10 protein-coding genes are annotated in these 15,464 nt (G+C 53.0%); 9 read left to right on the top strand and 1 reads right to left on the bottom strand.

What is annotated here, in order from left to right:
* Positions 1-144 precede the first annotated feature (144 nt).
* The 9 genes from OMQ46_RS01975 to OMQ46_RS02015 all read left to right on the top strand — a co-directional run bounded on the left by OMQ46_RS01975 (position 145) and on the right by OMQ46_RS02015 (position 12,902).
* The gene (locus OMQ46_RS01975; RefSeq protein ID WP_266235395.1) at positions 145-1,122 is read left to right on the top strand and encodes a glutathione S-transferase family protein; all 978 of its coding nucleotides are present in this window, start codon (positions 145-147) and stop codon (positions 1,120-1,122) included.
* A gap of 535 nt (positions 1,123-1,657) precedes the next feature.
* On the top strand, positions 1,658-2,824 hold the full coding sequence (locus OMQ46_RS01980) for an efflux RND transporter periplasmic adaptor subunit (RefSeq protein ID WP_266235397.1): 1,167 nt from the start codon (positions 1,658-1,660) through the stop codon (positions 2,822-2,824).
* Between the two features lie 9 nt (positions 2,825-2,833).
* A complete protein-coding gene (locus tag OMQ46_RS01985) occupies positions 2,834-6,004 on the top strand; it encodes an efflux RND transporter permease subunit (RefSeq protein WP_266235398.1) in 3,171 nt (1,056 codons plus the stop codon).
* Positions 6,004-7,425, top strand: coding sequence for an efflux transporter outer membrane subunit (locus tag OMQ46_RS01990; RefSeq protein ID WP_266235400.1), 1,422 nt, complete (start codon positions 6,004-6,006; stop codon positions 7,423-7,425). Before OMQ46_RS01985 ends, OMQ46_RS01990 begins: the two co-directional genes overlap by 1 nt.
* A gap of 161 nt (positions 7,426-7,586) precedes the next feature.
* A complete protein-coding gene (locus tag OMQ46_RS01995) occupies positions 7,587-8,525 on the top strand; it encodes an AraC family transcriptional regulator (protein ID WP_266235402.1) in 939 nt (312 codons plus the stop codon).
* Between the two features lie 44 nt (positions 8,526-8,569).
* Positions 8,570-9,040, top strand: coding sequence for a (2Fe-2S)-binding protein (locus OMQ46_RS02000; protein WP_266235403.1), 471 nt, complete (start codon positions 8,570-8,572; stop codon positions 9,038-9,040).
* Positions 9,030-11,315 (top strand): xanthine dehydrogenase family protein molybdopterin-binding subunit, encoded by a 2,286-nt coding sequence (locus OMQ46_RS02005; RefSeq protein WP_266235405.1) that lies wholly within the window; start codon positions 9,030-9,032, stop codon positions 11,313-11,315. Before OMQ46_RS02000 ends, OMQ46_RS02005 begins: the two co-directional genes overlap by 11 nt.
* Positions 11,316-12,302 (top strand): XdhC family protein, encoded by a 987-nt coding sequence (locus OMQ46_RS02010; RefSeq protein WP_266235406.1) that lies wholly within the window; start codon positions 11,316-11,318, stop codon positions 12,300-12,302.
* Positions 12,303-12,902, top strand: coding sequence for a nucleotidyltransferase family protein (locus OMQ46_RS02015; protein ID WP_266235408.1), 600 nt, complete (start codon positions 12,303-12,305; stop codon positions 12,900-12,902). It begins immediately after the preceding gene.
* A gap of 149 nt (positions 12,903-13,051) precedes the next feature.
* On the opposite strand, the gene OMQ46_RS02020 is transcribed toward OMQ46_RS02015, so the two are convergent.
* Entirely contained in the window at positions 13,052-15,463 is a 2,412-nt protein-coding gene (locus OMQ46_RS02020) for a TonB-dependent siderophore receptor (RefSeq protein ID WP_266235410.1), read from the bottom strand.
* Between the last annotated feature and the right edge of the window lies 1 nt (position 15,464).

Raw genomic sequence — 15,464 nt, forward strand, 5'->3', positions numbered from 1 at the left:
GTGTTTGAAGTAAATCGGGTCCACAAGTTCACGCCCACTCTGCCCAATCCTCGTATGACAGTAAAGTTCTGGACTGGTCTGTTGGAACCTTCGCCGCAACTAATAGCCAGATTAGCCATTATATTGATCAACAGGAGACGTTTCATGGGACTGCTTATTGACGGGAAGTGGTATGACCGCTGGTACGACACGGCATCCAATCAGGGCCGATTCAAACGCAGTGAATCCCAGTTTCGTCATTGGGTGACGCCGGACGGTCAGCCCGGCCCCAGCGGCAATGCTGGCTTTAAAGCAGAAAAGGATCGTTATCATCTCTACGTCTCACTGGCCTGCCCCTGGGCCCACCGGACATTGATATTCCGTAAATTGAAAGGTTTGGAATCAATAATTTCACTATCGGTGGTGAATCCGTACATGGGAGAGCATGGCTGGACTTTTGAAAGCGGAGACGGCGTGATAGCCGATCCAGTCCACGATGCCGACTTCCTGCATCAAATCTATACCGCTGCTCAGCCTGACTTTAGCGGCCGGGTGACCGTGCCGGTACTGTGGGACAAGCAGCAGGATACGATTGTGAATAATGAGTCTGCCGAGATTATCCGTATGTTCAACACAGCCTTTGACGGGCTGGGCGCCGAAGCCGGTGATTATTATCCTGAAGCACTGCGGTCAGAGATTGATGCAATTAATGATGAGGTTTATGACCGGATCAATAATGGCGTTTATAAAGCCGGCTTTGCCACCACGCAGGAAGCATACGAAGAAGCCGTCATACCGTTATTCGAAGCCCTGGATAGGATTGACGAGCGTCTGTCACAGCAGCGCTATCTGGTCGGCGATCAACTGACGGAAGCCGACTGGCGCCTATTCACCACCCTGCTCCGGTTTGATCCGGTCTATGTTGGCCACTTCAAATGCAATCTGCGGCGGATTGCGGATTATCCCCACCTGTCAGGCTACCTACGTGAGTTATATCAATGGCCGGGTGTCGCCGACACCGTCAATATGGCCCATATCAAACAGCATTACTACCGCAGCCACGGCACAATTAATCCCACCGGGATTGTGCCTGCCGGGCCGGTACTGGATCTGAATCAGCCGCATGGGCGTGAGCAACGCTGAACGGGCTGCTCTTCCTCGCCATTGACGTGGCGTTGCTGACGGTGGCGTCGATTGCAAACGGCTTGAGGCTTTGATCCGAGCATTTCACTTTTAAGCCATATGATTGTGTAACACCAAAGCAAATTTCAGCGGTCAATTTGTGACTTTATTTATCCCTCCGCTGCCGTGCTTTCAGCGGGTGCCTTTCTGCTGACAGTACTTGGCTTATTCGGCAGTCCGTATTTGTTTAAAAGCAACTTATACAATGCGCCTGAATAGCCTGAAAAAGCGCGCATTGCCCAGCCTCATTCCGGCAGCGAAGCCGTTTCAAAAAAAGCCTGGGTTAACGAGAATCAATCAATAAGCCTGTAGTTTTGGGCAAGCTTGTCTCTGCGCATCCACCTACAATGCTAATCACTTTCCTCAGCCCAATGACGGCCTGAGACCTCGGGCACAGCATTCAGCAGGTCTGTTTTTCCTGGCCAGGGCCAATCAATTAACCGGATTTTAATAAATGTATGCGTTCATTAGACGCAATCTGCCATGGAGTTTAAGCATGCGACTTTCATTTTCAGCTTTAGTCTTTTTAATGACATTGGCCTCCACAGCCTGCACGGATAGCACACAGAATGCCGACGCTGCCCCAAGTCCACCCCCGCCGCCGGAAGTGGATGTAGCGACACCTTTAAAACAGACGCTGACCGACTGGGATGAGTTCACAGGGCGTTTTGAAGCCATCAACGATGTGCAATTACGTGCCCGCGTCACCGGTTATCTGGTGGAAAAAAGATTCAAAGACGGACAGATGGTCAAAAAAGGCGATGTGCTCTACGTCATTGACCCGCGCCCATTCAGCTATGAACTACAGCGGATAGAAGCACAGCACCAACTGGCACAGAAAGAATGGGAACGCGCCCAGAATCTACGTGAGAGCCGGGCGATTTCTCAGGAAGAAGCTGATCGGCGCTTTCAGGAGTTACAGATTGCCAAATCTTCGCTGGACAACGCACGTTTGCAAATGGCCTTTACCGAAGTCACCTCGCCGATTGATGGCAAGGTCAGTGACAGTTACGTGGATGTCGGCAATATGGTGGAAGAAAACGAAACGGTATTAACCCGCATCGTCAGCACCAATCCGATACATTTCCGCTTTGAAGGCTCGCAGACTGATCTGCTCAAATATCTGCGTCTGGATCGGGCCGGTCAACGTCCAAGCAGCGATTCCGCGCCGAATCCCATTTACATCAAACTGCTGGATGAAGATAAATTCTACCACCAGGGCAAGATGCACTTTGTCGACAATGCCGTTGATAATTCCACCGGCACCATTCAGGCGACCGCCACCGTCAACAATGACAACGGCATTATCTACCCGGGCCTGTTCGGCCGTGCCCGTCTGTTGGGCAGGGCCAATTACGAAGCGATTCTGCTGCCGGAAAAGGCCATCAATACCGACCAGGATAAAAAGTTCGTCTATGTTGTTGATAGTAAAGACATCGTACAGCGGCAGTATGTGCAGATCGGCAACCTTCTGGATAACGATCTGATTGTGGTCAGCGAGGGATTGAGCGGCGATGAACGCGTGGTGATTAACGGCATTCAGCGGATCCGTCAGGCGGACCAGCCCGTCACTCCTAATCCTGTTGAGTTAGCGTGGCAAGAGCCCGATACCCTGGTGCAGGCGGAAGGTACAGGTTCTGAGCAACGGACGGATCAGGAATAAGGAATTTTTATGCAATTTCCCAAGTTTTTTATCGACAGACCGATATTTGCCACGGTGATGTCTATCATGACCGTGATCGTCGGTGCGATGGCCTTTTTTACCCTGCCGATTGAGCAATATCCTTCAGTGGCTCCCCCCACCATCCAGGTTTCGGCCAATTACCCGGGGGCCACCGCCGAAACGGTGGCAGAAACGGTAGCCACACCGATTGAGCAGGAAGTGAACGGTGTCGAAGGCATGCTCTATATGCATTCACAGGCTTCAGCCGACGGCAGTATGACCCTCACTATCACCTTTGAACTGGGTACGGATCTGGATACCGCCCAGGTGCTGGTTCAAAACCGGGTGGCGATTGCTGAACCGCGCTTGCCGGAAGTCGTCCGTAGCATGGGGGTGACAACCCGTAAAAACACCCCGGATCTGATGCTGGTAGTCAATATGTCCTCCCCGGATGGCACTTATGACCAGAACTACCTGGCTAACTATGGCGTGCTTAATGTTCGTGATCGCCTGCGCCGGATTGAAGGTGTCGGTGAGGTCCGGGTATTTGGTGCTGCTGATTATGCGATGCGGATCTGGCTGAAACCGGCATTGCTGCAATCCTATAATATCGCGGCCGGCGACATCATTAATGCCCTCCGGAGTCAGAACGTGCAGGTTGCCAGTGGCACGCTCAACAGTGCACCGCAAAAGGAACAGAACTACTACGAATACATTGTGCAGACTCAGGGCCGGCTGGAAACCCCGCAACAGTTCGGGGAAGTTATCGTGAAAGCCGAGGAAGGCCGGATTGTTCGCCTGAAAGATGTGGCCCGTATTGAACTCGGTGCTCAGGAGTATGTCACCAAAGGCTACCTGGGTGAAAAACCGGCCGTGGCGCTGCCTATCTACCAGCGTCCGGGATCCAATGCGATTGCTACCACCCAGGCCCTCAAGGCTGAAATGATCGATATCGCCAAGGATTTCCCGCCCGGAATCGAATACGAGTTTGCTTATAACCCCACCGAGTTTATTGAACAGTCGGTTGAAGCGGTTGAACTGACCGTGTATGAAGCCGTGTTCCTGGTGGTGATCGTCATTCTGGTGTTTCTGCAGACCTGGCGCGCTGCCATTATTCCGATTGTGGCGATTCCGGTGTCTTTGATCGGGACCTTTGCCGTGATGTCGGCGCTCGGCTATTCGCTCAATAACCTGACCCTGTTCGGTCTGGTGCTGGCGATTGGTATCGTGGTCGATGATGCCATCGTCATTGTAGAAAATATGGAACGCAACCTGCGCAATGGTCTTTCACCCCGTGATGCCGCCCGTAAAACGATGGATGAGGTCGGTTCCGCGCTGATTGCGATGGGACTGGTCCTGGTCGCGGTGTTCCTGCCAACCCTGTTCCTGGAGGGGATTTCGGGCAAATTCTACCAGGCTTTCGGTCTCACCGTGGCCGTGGCCACGATGATTTCGGTGGCAGTATCGCTGACCCTGTCCCCTGCTTTGGCCGCCATACTGATGAAGGTGGAGCCGCATGACCACAAACCGGTCAAATGGTACAAGTCACCGGTCAAAGCCTTCTTTAATGGTTTCAATAAAGGCATGAACGGGCTGTCGAATCGTTATGGCTGGTTTGTCGGCAAAACCATTCGCATGGGCTTTATCATGCTGCTGATTTACGGCGGTCTGATGACGCTGACCGCGTTTCAGTTCGACCGTGTGCCGACAGGCTTTATTCCATCACAGGACCAGGGCTCGCTGATTGTTGCGATTACGCTGCCGGAAGGTGCGTCTCTAACTGAAACCGATGAGGTAGTCCAGGCCGTTAGTAGCGAAATGTTGAAGGTGCCGGGCCTTGCCAATACGGTGGGTTTTACCGGTTTCTCCGGCGCGACCCGTACGCTGCAATCCAATGCCGCGGTCATCTTCACGCCACTCGAGTCATTTGATAAGCGGCTCGCTGAAGGCATTGAATATCAAAGCATTCTGGACAATATGCGTGCTGTTGCGGGCTCGTTCAAAAATGCTCAGATTGCCGTGTTTGAGCGACCGCCTGTTCCCGGTATCGGGAATGCCGGTGGTTTTAAAATGATGTTACAGGACCAGGGTGGGCGCGGTCTGGCTGTGCTGGAACAGGCAGCCAAAGATATGGCAGCGGCTGCCAACAGCCCTGACAGTCCGGCCACGACAGCAGCGTTTACTTTCTTCAATACCAATAATCCACAGCTTTACCTGGATATTGACCGCAATAAGGCTGAGCGTCTGGGCGTACCGGTGGATAACGTGTTTGAAGCGCTGGAAGTCTTTATCGGGTCGGTCTATATCAATGACTTTAATTACCTGGGCAGAACTTTCCGGGTCACAGCGCAGGCGGAAGCCGAAGAACGCCTCAGCATTGATGATGCATTGCGAATCCGGGTGCGCAATAACAACGGTGATATGGTGCCGATTGGCTCTTTTGCCACAGTGGAAAACACCTCTGGCCCCTCCCGTGTGCCGCGATACAATCTGTATCCGGCGGCCGGTGTAATGGGCAGTGCCAGTCCCGGCTACAGCTCGGGTGAAGCGCTGAACGCGATGGAAGATCTGGCCGCGCAGATCCTGCCTGACGGCATTGGTTATGAGTGGACAGAGATTGCCTATCAGCAGAAATCGACCGGCGATACGGCGGTCCTCGCCTTTGTGCTGGCGGTGGTGTTTGTCTTTCTGCTGCTGGCCGCCCAGTACGAGAGTTGGACGCTGCCACTGTCCATTATTCTGATTGTGCCGATGTGTCTGCTGTCGGCCATTACCGGCGTCTATATGGCCGGTATGGATAACAACATCCTGACCCAGATCGGTCTGGTGGTCCTGGTGGGGCTGGCCTCTAAAAACGCCATTCTTATTGTCGAGTTTGCCCGCGAACTGGAAGATCAGGGTCGTGATATGTGGCAGGCGGCGGTGGAAGCGGCGCGGCTTCGCCTGCGCCCGATTCTGATGACCTCCTTCGCCTTCATTCTGGGCGTGGTGCCGATGGTGATTGCCACCGGTGCCGGTGCGGAAATGCGCCAGGCGCTGGGGGTGGCCGTGTTCTCCGGCATGCTCGGTGTGACCGCCTTCGGCTTGATATTCACGCCGGTGTTTTATGTGTTGTGCCGCAAACTGGCACTGATTCGGGTCAAAAAGACCTCGGATAACCTGTCTTCGGAGTCTGTTTAATGACAAAGCGACCTTTACTAGCGCTACTTATCGGGGTTCTCATGGCAGCCGGCGGCTGCGCCTCATTTCGCGATTATCAGGCACCGGAAACGCCCGAGGCGGTGTCGGAAACTGAACTGCAACAGGCCGGTAATGATCGTGTTCAGGCCAACAAAAAACCGGTTGCCGACTGGTGGCGTGAATTTAATGATCCCCTGCTGACCGAATTGGTCAACACCGCGCTCAATGCTAATCCGGATGTGCGGATCGCCTACGCCAATCTGCAGGAAGCCCGGGCTTTGCGTCGTGAAGTCGGTTATGACCGTCAGCCTGCTGTCGATGCCACCGGCGATGCCTCGCGTAACCTGAATTCGCAGGAGAGCTCCAATGGGACCAACCTGCCCAGAACCAATAACAGTTTCCAGGCGGGCTTTGATGCCAGTTGGGAACTGGATCTGTTCAACCGTGTATCATCTAGGGTTGAAGCACAGCAGGCTTTGACGGAATCTGCCGAAGCGGATTTACAGCAGATTTATGTCACCATTGCTGCAGAGGTTGCCAGAGCCTACATCGAACTTCGCGGTGCCCAGCACCGGCTGGATATTGCCGAGCGTAACCAGAGCAACCAGGCTGAAACCTATGAACTGACGCAAGTGCTCCTGGATAATGGTCGCGCTACAGCGCTGGATGTGTCCCGAGCTGAAACCCAGTTGACCCTCACCAAGTCGACTATCCCCCCGCTGCAGGCAGCGGTATCTGCCGCCATCAATCGTTTATCAGTGCTGACAGGACAGGTACCGGACGCCTTGCGTAAGCGATTATCAGAAAAAGCGCCACTGCCTGAATTGCCGGTGACGCTGGCTGTGGGTGATGCTGAGTCATTACTCAAACGACGTCCTGATATTCGCGCGGCAGAGCGCAATCTGGCGGCCAGTGTCGCGGCTTATAATGTCGCTGTTGCTGATCTGTTCCCGAAAGTCAGCCTGCTTGGCTCGCTGGGTTTTGTCGCCACCAATCTCAGCAGCTTCGGCACTTCGGCGCTAGCTGGTTCACTGGGTCCTTCCCTGCAATGGCAGGTATTCAACCGTGACAGCATTCGTGCCCGTATCGATCAGGCTGATGCCCGCAGTCTCGCCCAACTGGCGAACTACGACAAAACGGTACTGGCGGCTTTGGAAGAAACACAGACTGCGGTCAGTGATTTTGCCCGCGAAGAGGAACGCCGGGCGACCCTGCAACAGGCGGCAAAGTCAGCCCAACATTCTGCCGAGCTGGCACGACAACGTTTTGATGAAGGCTATGATGATTTTCTGGATGTGCTGGATGCCGAGCGAACTTTACTGGAAACCGAAGATACTCTGGCCGGAAGTGAAATCAGTGCCGTGCTGAACCTGATTGCCATTTACAAGGCGCTAGGTGGTGGTTGGCAGGTAAAAAGCTGAGAACTGAATTTATCCGTGGTGGTCAGTTATTCATATCGGACGGGTTTACTGGAGAATCAGTCAACAAGGCTGTAGCTTCAGGCAAGTCAGACAAGCTGTCAGTCTCTAGAATTAAAGATTGATAATTTCCATGCTATCACGGCCACAGCGGTAGGTTGACCATGACTGAATTAAACCACAAAGAAGCGCACGCTGCCAGCAGCGATGACAGTGCTGATGCCCGTGCGGCACTGGCTAAACTCATCAGTCGCTATGCACCGCATGACGGTCTGTTTGATCTGCCACTGCCCGGCGTGCACCTGCTCCGCACCGCCAATACCGACACCAACCCGACCCGGGCGGTGACCAATCCGGGCATGTGCATTATTGCGCAGGGTGCCAAGCGGGTCCTGATCGGACAGGATGTTTACGACTACGATAACTCCCGAATGGCGGTCTACTCCACCGAGGTGCCGGTCTCGGCCAAAATTTTAAGAGCCAGTGAAGCCGAGCCTTATCTATGTCTGATTGTCGATATTGAACCGCAGAAGCTGGCCGAGCTCACTTTAAAAGCTTTCCCCCACGGAGTGCCCCGGGTGCAGCATCCACGAGCTTTGTTTATCGGTAAGGCTAATCCGAAGATTGTCGAAGCCGGCACTCGTCTGCTTGAGCTGCTGGCACAACCTGAAGATGCCGAGTTTCTGCAGCCACTGATTATCGATGAAATCTTCATCCGACTGCTGCGTAGTGATATCGGTACCCTGGTGGCACAGATTGCGTCCACCGATTCCAGTCTGCAAAGAATATCCAAAGCCATCAGCTGGATCCGCGAACATTTTAAAGAACCGATGAAAGTGGAGGAACTGGCCACGCTCAGCAATATGAGTGTGTCTGCGTTTCACACCCACTTCAAAAATGTCACGCGCATGACGCCACTGCAGTTTCAGAAAGAGTTGCGACTGCACGAAGCCAAGCAAATCATGCTGACAAGAATGATGGATGTCAGCACCGCCTGCATGCATGTCGGCTATTCCAGCGTGTCTCAATTCAGCCGTGAGTACAGTCGTTTATTCGGGGTGCCGCCCAGCAAAGATGCCCGGTCACACCTGACAGCCAGTTAACACAATAAAAAATCAAACGCGTTTTCAAATTTAAGGGATTGTGTATGAAAATCACTATCAATGAGCAGGTCCATCAGGTTGATGTGCCTGAGGATATGCCCATCCTGTGGGCGCTTCGTGATGTTTTAGGCATGACCGGCACCAAATTCGGTTGCGGGCAGTCACTGTGCGGCGCCTGCACTGTGATGCTTGATGGTCAGCCCATCCGCTCCTGTGTGACCCCGATCAAACAGGCCGAAAACAAAAAACTGACTACGATTGAGGCAATCTCTGAGCAACCCGCGGGTCGCGCCATTCAGGCTGCCTGGCTGGAAAAGAATGTGCCCCAATGTGGTTACTGTCAGTCCGGTCAGATAGTTTCTGCCACCGCGCTGCTCAACACCAATCCCAAACCCAGTGATGAGGATATCAACAACGCCATGAGCGGCAATATCTGTCGCTGCGGCACCTATACCCGCATTCGTGATGCCATCAAACAGGCAGCCAACAAACTGGGGGCCGGTCATGAAGGATAACATCGTTAACATCAGCCGCCGCGGTTTTGTCAAAGGTTTTGCGCTGAGTGGTCTGGTATTGGCCGTCGGTCTGCCGGGGCTGTCCGCCGAAGAAGAAAAGCCCAAATATGGCCGAGATGCCATGCCTAACGGCTGGGTTGATAATCCACTAGTGTTCGTGTCGATTGCTGAGGACGGCACTGTCACCATCGTTGCCCACCGTGCAGAAATGGGTCAGGGGGTACGTACCAGCCTGCCTATGGTGGTGGCCGATGAAATGGAGGCTGACTGGGAGCGGGTCAAAGTCGTTCAGGCGCCGGGTCATGAGCAAAAATATGGCAATCAGAACACCGATGGATCCCGCAGTGTTCGCCACTTCTTCATGCCGATGCGCAATGTGGGCTCAGCCGCCCGCATGATGCTGGAAACAGCAGCGGCGGCGATGATGGCAGTACCGGTCTCAGAAGTGAAAGCGCTGAATCATGAAGTGATCCACCCGCCTTCAGGCCGCAAAATGGGCTATGGCGAACTGGCTCAGGCAGCTGCCCAGTTAGACGTGCCGGAACGCTCCAGTCTGCAATATAAATCAGCTGAAGATTTTCGCTACATCGGCAAAAACAGCAGTAAGAATATCGACGGTCACGCCATCGCCACCGGCCAAGCCGAATATGGCATGGATGTTCGCCTCAATGACATGGTCTATGCCGTCGTTGCTCATCCGCCCGCTTATGGCGACACGCTAAAATCCTTTGATGATAGTGAAGCATTGAAAGTCCCGGGCGTGATTAAAACGCTGACTCTGCCCTCTTCCCCGCCGCCTGCGGTATTCAACCCGTTGGGTGGGGTGGTCGTGGTTGCCGAGAATACCTGGGCAGCGATGGAAGGCCGTAAAAAACTCAAGATCGAGTGGAACAAAGGCCCGAACAGCGACTATGACTCAAAGGCTTTTCGTCAAACGCTGGAACAGTCAGCCAAACAAAAAGGTGGCAAAGTCCTGAGACAGCTCGGTGATGCATACAAGACACTGGAAAATGCTGAATCGACCCTCAGTGCCGGCTACTACATTCCGCACCTGGCACAGGCACCGATGGAGCCGCCTGTAGCGACAGCCCATTTCAAGGGCAATGCCTGTGAGCTTTGGGCTTCGACACAAAACCCCCAGGCCAGCGTGGATACCGTGGCCAAGTGGCTGGAACTCAAACCAGAACAGGTCACCGTGAATGTCACCTTGCTTGGCGGCGGTTTCGGACGTAAATCCAAGCCTGACTATCTGGTTGAGGCGGCCCTGACCTCCAAAGCGATGGATGGCAAACCGGTCAAACTGGTCTGGACACGTGAAGACGATATCCAGCATGCCTACTATCACACGGTGTCTTACGAACACCTGGAAGCCGCATTTGATGAGAACGGTAAAACCCAGGCCTGGTTGCATCGTACCGTCGCGCCTTCGATCTCATCGACTTTTGATGCCAGCTCTGAGCATCAAATGCCGATCGAAATCGGTATGGGCGTGGTGAATATCCCTTATGCCATTCCTAATATTCAGCTGGAAAACCCAGCTGCTAAAAACCATACCCGAATTGGCTGGTTCCGTTCGGTCTCCAATCTGCCTCATGCCTTTGCCGTGCAATCGTTTATCGCAGAAATGGCGCATCAACAGCAACGTGATCACAAGGAACTGCTGCTGGAACTGATTGGTGATGATCGTCAGATTGACCCGCGCACCCTACAGGATGATTGGAATTATGGTCAGTCACCGGAGATTTACCCCATCGACACGGGTCGCCTGCGCCGGGTTGTTGAGCTTGTCACAGACAAAGCCAGTTGGGGCAAGTCATTACCGTCCGGTAAAGGTCAGGGTCTGGCTGCTCACTACAGCTTTGTTTCCTATGTCGCCGCTGTGGTCGAGGTTGAGGTCAATGATGACGGTGAAGTCACGATACCCCAGGTCGATATTGCTATCGACTGCGGGCCGCAGGTGAATCCTGAGCGTATCCGTTCACAGCTGGAGGGTGCCTGTGTGATGGGGATCAGCTTTGCCATGCTGGGAGAAATCAGCTTCAAGGACGGTGTGGCAGAACAGGATAACTTTGATGGTTACCAGGTCACCCGAATGGATGGCGCACCGGGCAGAATCAATGTCCACTTTGTACCAGCCAAAGATTACAACCAGCCGCTTGGCGGTGTTGGTGAACCCGGCATGCCACCAATTGCGCCGGCCTTGTGTAATGCCATTTTCAACGCGACCAAGAAGCGCATCCGTAACCTGCCCATCCGTTATCAACTGGAGGCCTAGATGCAAAGCACCGATATCACGGTTTTGCGGCAGGTACTAAGTTGGCACGAAGCTGGTCACGTTGTCTGGCTGAGCACGGTGATAAAAACCTATGGCTCCAGCCCCAGACAACCCGGTGCGATGTGCGCCATCCGGCAGGATGGCGCCCTTATCGGCTCAGTCTCGGGTGGCTGCATAGAAGAAGATCTCAAAGACAAGGTTCTGTCGGGAGAACTGGCCGGAACAAAACTGAGGCTGTTGACTTATGGTGAATCGGTTGAGGAACGTGACCGGTTTCGTCTCCCCTGCGGCGGCACTTTGCGCCTTTCTTTGGAGAAAGTGACAGACATCAGCTGGGTGAAACAAGTGCTGGAAACGATTGAACAGCGCCGGACTATTCAGCGCCGGCTTGATCTCGTTCAGGCAAAAAGCTTTATTGAGCTGGCAGACAGTGAACATCTGGTTCAGGAAAAAGCTACAGAGCTGACTTTCAGCTATGGTCCACGTGCCCGCCTGTTGGTGATCGGTGCCGGTGAAACTTCCGGTTATTTAGCCAAAATGGCCTCGGCACTGGATTACCAGGTGCTGGTTGCCGAGCCACGTGAGGACATGCAACAAACCTGGTTGGCTGAAGATGGCGAGTTACTGCCGATGATGCCCGATGACGCAGTGGTCAAAATCGCACCGGATCAGCATACCGCCATTATTACCCTGACCCATGATCCCAAGCTCGACGACATGGCTTTACTGGAAGCACTGAAATCAGAGGCGTTTTTTATTGGTGCTTTAGGTTCCAGCCGTACCAATGCCAAACGTCGGGAACGACTGGCCATGTTTGATCTGACGCCAGAACAGATTGACCGCCTGCATGGTCCGGTGGGCCTGGATATCGGCAGTAAAATCCCGGCTGAGATTGCCGTTTCCATCCTGGCACAGCTGATTAAGCTGAGACGCAAAAGCCAGCAATCACAGCAGCAACCCGTTGTCCGTGCAGTCAGTAACGGTTGAATGACAGCACGATCCATCTGCCCTATTCTGCTGGCAGCCGGTCAATCACGCCGCTTTGGCAGTGATAAGCTGCTTCATGTCATGTCTTATCAGAGTGAGGCCAAGCCACTGATTTTGCATGCTTTAAATCCCTGGCTTGAAGTGTTTCCTCAAGTCAATGTGGTTATCCGGGCTGATAATACCGCCCTGCTCAATCTGCTTAGTCAGTCACCATTTTCATCCCGCTTAACACTGATAACCGCCGAGAATGCGCACAAGGGGATGGCCGCCTCACTGGTCAGGGGCATCAAAGCCAATCAGCAGGCCGATGGCTGGCTGGTTGGACTGGCTGATATGCCTTTTATTCAATCCCCTGTGATTGCAGAGTCACAAGCACTTCTACAAGAAGGCGCGGCGATAACCCAGCCTGAATATAACGGTCGTCGTGGTCACCCGGTCGGCTTTGCGGCTGCATTTTTGCCGCAACTACTGGCTTTAAACGGTGATAAGGGCGCACGAGACATTCTGTCTGTCTATGCCGGCCAAATCTTGCTTATCAACAGCCCTGACGAGGGTATTTATCGGGATATCGACACCGTCAATGATATAACTGATGTCTAAGTTACCAGTAATACAGCTGAGCAGATGACGTATAAAGTAGCGGCCAGCGTCATAGCAATGCCTGCCATATGCTCATGGGATTGATTTGAGTATGGTTTATAGATTAGCGCTTCCGGGTAGTGCCGGAAGCGCTGTATTGGCAAGTGCTCTCAGAATTGCGTTTCAAAAGTCAGGGTAACTTTCAATGGCTCACCGAAATAACTTTGACGGGTAGGTCCAGACACCCGGCTGTAATAGCGTTTATCAGTCAAGTTAGTGCCATTTAGAATGAAACGGCTGTCATTACTGAGTTGGTAAGCCACCATCGCAGACAACGTTGTGTAACCGCCCTGCTCCCATTTAACATTGCCTGACTCATAGAAGGTACCGCTGTTGTACTCGGCGCCCAGACCCGCAGCCCACTGCTGGTTAAAGTTATATTTACCCCACAGTCTCAGGCTGTGTTCCGGCGCATCGGGATTAAAGATATTGCCTTCTGCATCCGGATCAGCGGCTTCGAGTTGCTCGGTATCGGTATAGGCATAGCCGGCCAAAACGTCCAGCTTGTCAAACAGGCTGCCGGAAATCTCGGCTTCAAAACCACGGGCGCGAACCTTGCCGCCGGCAATAGAAAAAGTCGGGTTATTGGGGTCATTGATAGCACGGTTCTTATCAGTCAACTCGAACACGGCCATTTGGTAGTTGGCAGCGCCGTTATTAAGGATGCCTTTCATACCGATCTCATACTGGGTGCCGGTTCTCGGGTCGAGCAGTTTTTCATTGGCATCCAGATTGGTTTGCGGGACGAAGGATTCGGCCGCACTGACATACAGCGTGGTCGTGTCATTCAAATCATAAACCAGGCCACCGTATGGTGTGAATTCATTATCAAACTCGGACACCGACCCCATAGCATCGGTTTTCCAATCGGTAACTCGCCCCCCCAAAATCAACTTGGTTGCTTCGGTCAGATTGGAAGTGGTTTTGAAGTAAAGCCCCCGCTCACGGGTATCCGTTTTACCCCGTGAGTAGGCTGGTACCAGGTTAGGCACTGGATTGCTGACTGAGCCCGGATCAAACACATTGATGGATGGATAGGCCACGTCACGCATGTAGCCTTTGTTATTGTTTTCTGAATGGCTTCCGTTAGCGCCCAGCAGTACTTTGTGTTTCATGCCCAGGATGTTGACGGGCAAGTTGATATGAGCATCAAAACTGTTCTCTGCCAGTTCCTGATCTGCCGACAGCGACCAGCGATCAACATTACCTGTGACCGGATCAATTGGCGAGGTGGTGTAGTTGAGCAAATATTTCATATCACGATCAGAGTGATTCATTGTCACCACGGCTTCAGCACCGGAATCAAAGCGATGCTCAAGCTCAACAAACTGCCGACGCAGGCGACTTTCTTTGTAGTTAAAGCTGGTACCGGTATATAAATCGCGAGAGATGGGGGCAAACGAACCATCAGCGTACAAAGGCACCCCCACATAAGGTGTGTCATCGGTATCTTCCAAGCTGGCACCAACGGAGATTGTAGTGTCACTGCTCAGGTCCAGTTCCAGCGTGCCATAGAACACTTTTTTCTCCATCTCGACGTCGTCAATATGTGAGTCACCATCTTCATAGGCAGCGACAGCACGCCCCCGCAATGTGCCGGCATCGTTTAAAGATCCCGTCACATCCAGATCAGTGCGGTAACCGGGCCAGGAATTAGCAGAGCCACGAAAAGCCACCTTGTGCTCAGCCAGCGCGCGTTTACGAACCAGGTTGATAAAACCACCCGGCTCCCCCGAGCCTTGTAGTAGCCCTGCTGGGCCACGTAAAACTTCAACACGTTCATACGCGGCCAGATCAGGCGCACCATGCCCATGTGTCCCTGTACCAGTAGCTGAACTTTCAATACCGTCAATATTGATGGTGTTGATCTCAAAACCCCGCATAATATAGTTGGCGGTACCAGTACCATAAGTCTTAACGCTGACACCCGTAGTATTTTGCATTGCGTCTTTCAGCGTTAACAGATTTTTATCCTTAATTAATTGACTGGTAATCACACTGACCGATTGCGGGATCTCCCGCAAATCTTCAACACCCTTTCCAAGGCTGACGGCACCAGTAGCATAAGAATCAGTAGCCTCTGTGTTGAGGCCGAGGTGCGTTTCCTGAACCTGGATCGCAGGTAATGCATAATTATCTGGATTCCGAGTAGATGCTGCCTTTTCAACCGTAACGGCATTATCAGCGGTAAACCTTGCTGTCAGGCCGCTGCCTGCCAGTAACTGATCCAAAGCAGCTTGCAGGGTATAACTGCCGTTCAATACCTGGCTTTGTTGATCAAACGCACTTTGTTCTGTGTAGAGTACCTGGATACCGGTTTGCGCTGAGAGATCGGCGATAGCCTGGGGTAAAGGTTTTGCCGGAATATTTAAATCCCAGGTTTGTAATCTCTGACTACTGCTGTCCGGATTGGGTGCGGTCTCGGCTGCAACAACTTGCGCCATTGGCGATAATGCCACTGTGATGGCCGCGGCAAGAACACGACGTTTGGAATTTCTCAGGAAATGTTCAGTGTAAGTCATA

It is taken from the genome of Methylophaga sp. OBS1 (genome assembly GCF_026319365.1).

Excerpts from the sequence above, each read along its gene's own strand:
- OMQ46_RS01975 (WP_266235395.1), top strand. The coding sequence starts at position 145 with ATGGGACTGCTTATTGACGGGAAGTGGTATGACCGCTGGTACGACACG.
- OMQ46_RS01980 (WP_266235397.1), top strand. The coding sequence starts at position 1,658 with ATGCGACTTTCATTTTCAGCTTTAGTCTTTTTAATGACATTGGCCTCC.
- OMQ46_RS01985 (WP_266235398.1), top strand. The coding sequence starts at position 2,834 with ATGCAATTTCCCAAGTTTTTTATCGACAGACCGATATTTGCCACGGTG.
- OMQ46_RS01990 (WP_266235400.1), top strand. The coding sequence starts at position 6,004 with ATGACAAAGCGACCTTTACTAGCGCTACTTATCGGGGTTCTCATGGCA.
- OMQ46_RS01995 (WP_266235402.1), top strand. The coding sequence starts at position 7,587 with ATGACTGAATTAAACCACAAAGAAGCGCACGCTGCCAGCAGCGATGAC.
- OMQ46_RS02000 (WP_266235403.1), top strand. The coding sequence starts at position 8,570 with ATGAAAATCACTATCAATGAGCAGGTCCATCAGGTTGATGTGCCTGAG.
- OMQ46_RS02005 (WP_266235405.1), top strand. The coding sequence starts at position 9,030 with ATGAAGGATAACATCGTTAACATCAGCCGCCGCGGTTTTGTCAAAGGT.
- OMQ46_RS02010 (WP_266235406.1), top strand. The coding sequence starts at position 11,316 with ATGCAAAGCACCGATATCACGGTTTTGCGGCAGGTACTAAGTTGGCAC.
- OMQ46_RS02015 (WP_266235408.1), top strand. The coding sequence starts at position 12,303 with ATGACAGCACGATCCATCTGCCCTATTCTGCTGGCAGCCGGTCAATCA.
- OMQ46_RS02020 (WP_266235410.1), bottom strand. The coding sequence starts at position 15,463 with ATGACTTACACTGAACATTTCCTGAGAAATTCCAAACGTCGTGTTCTT.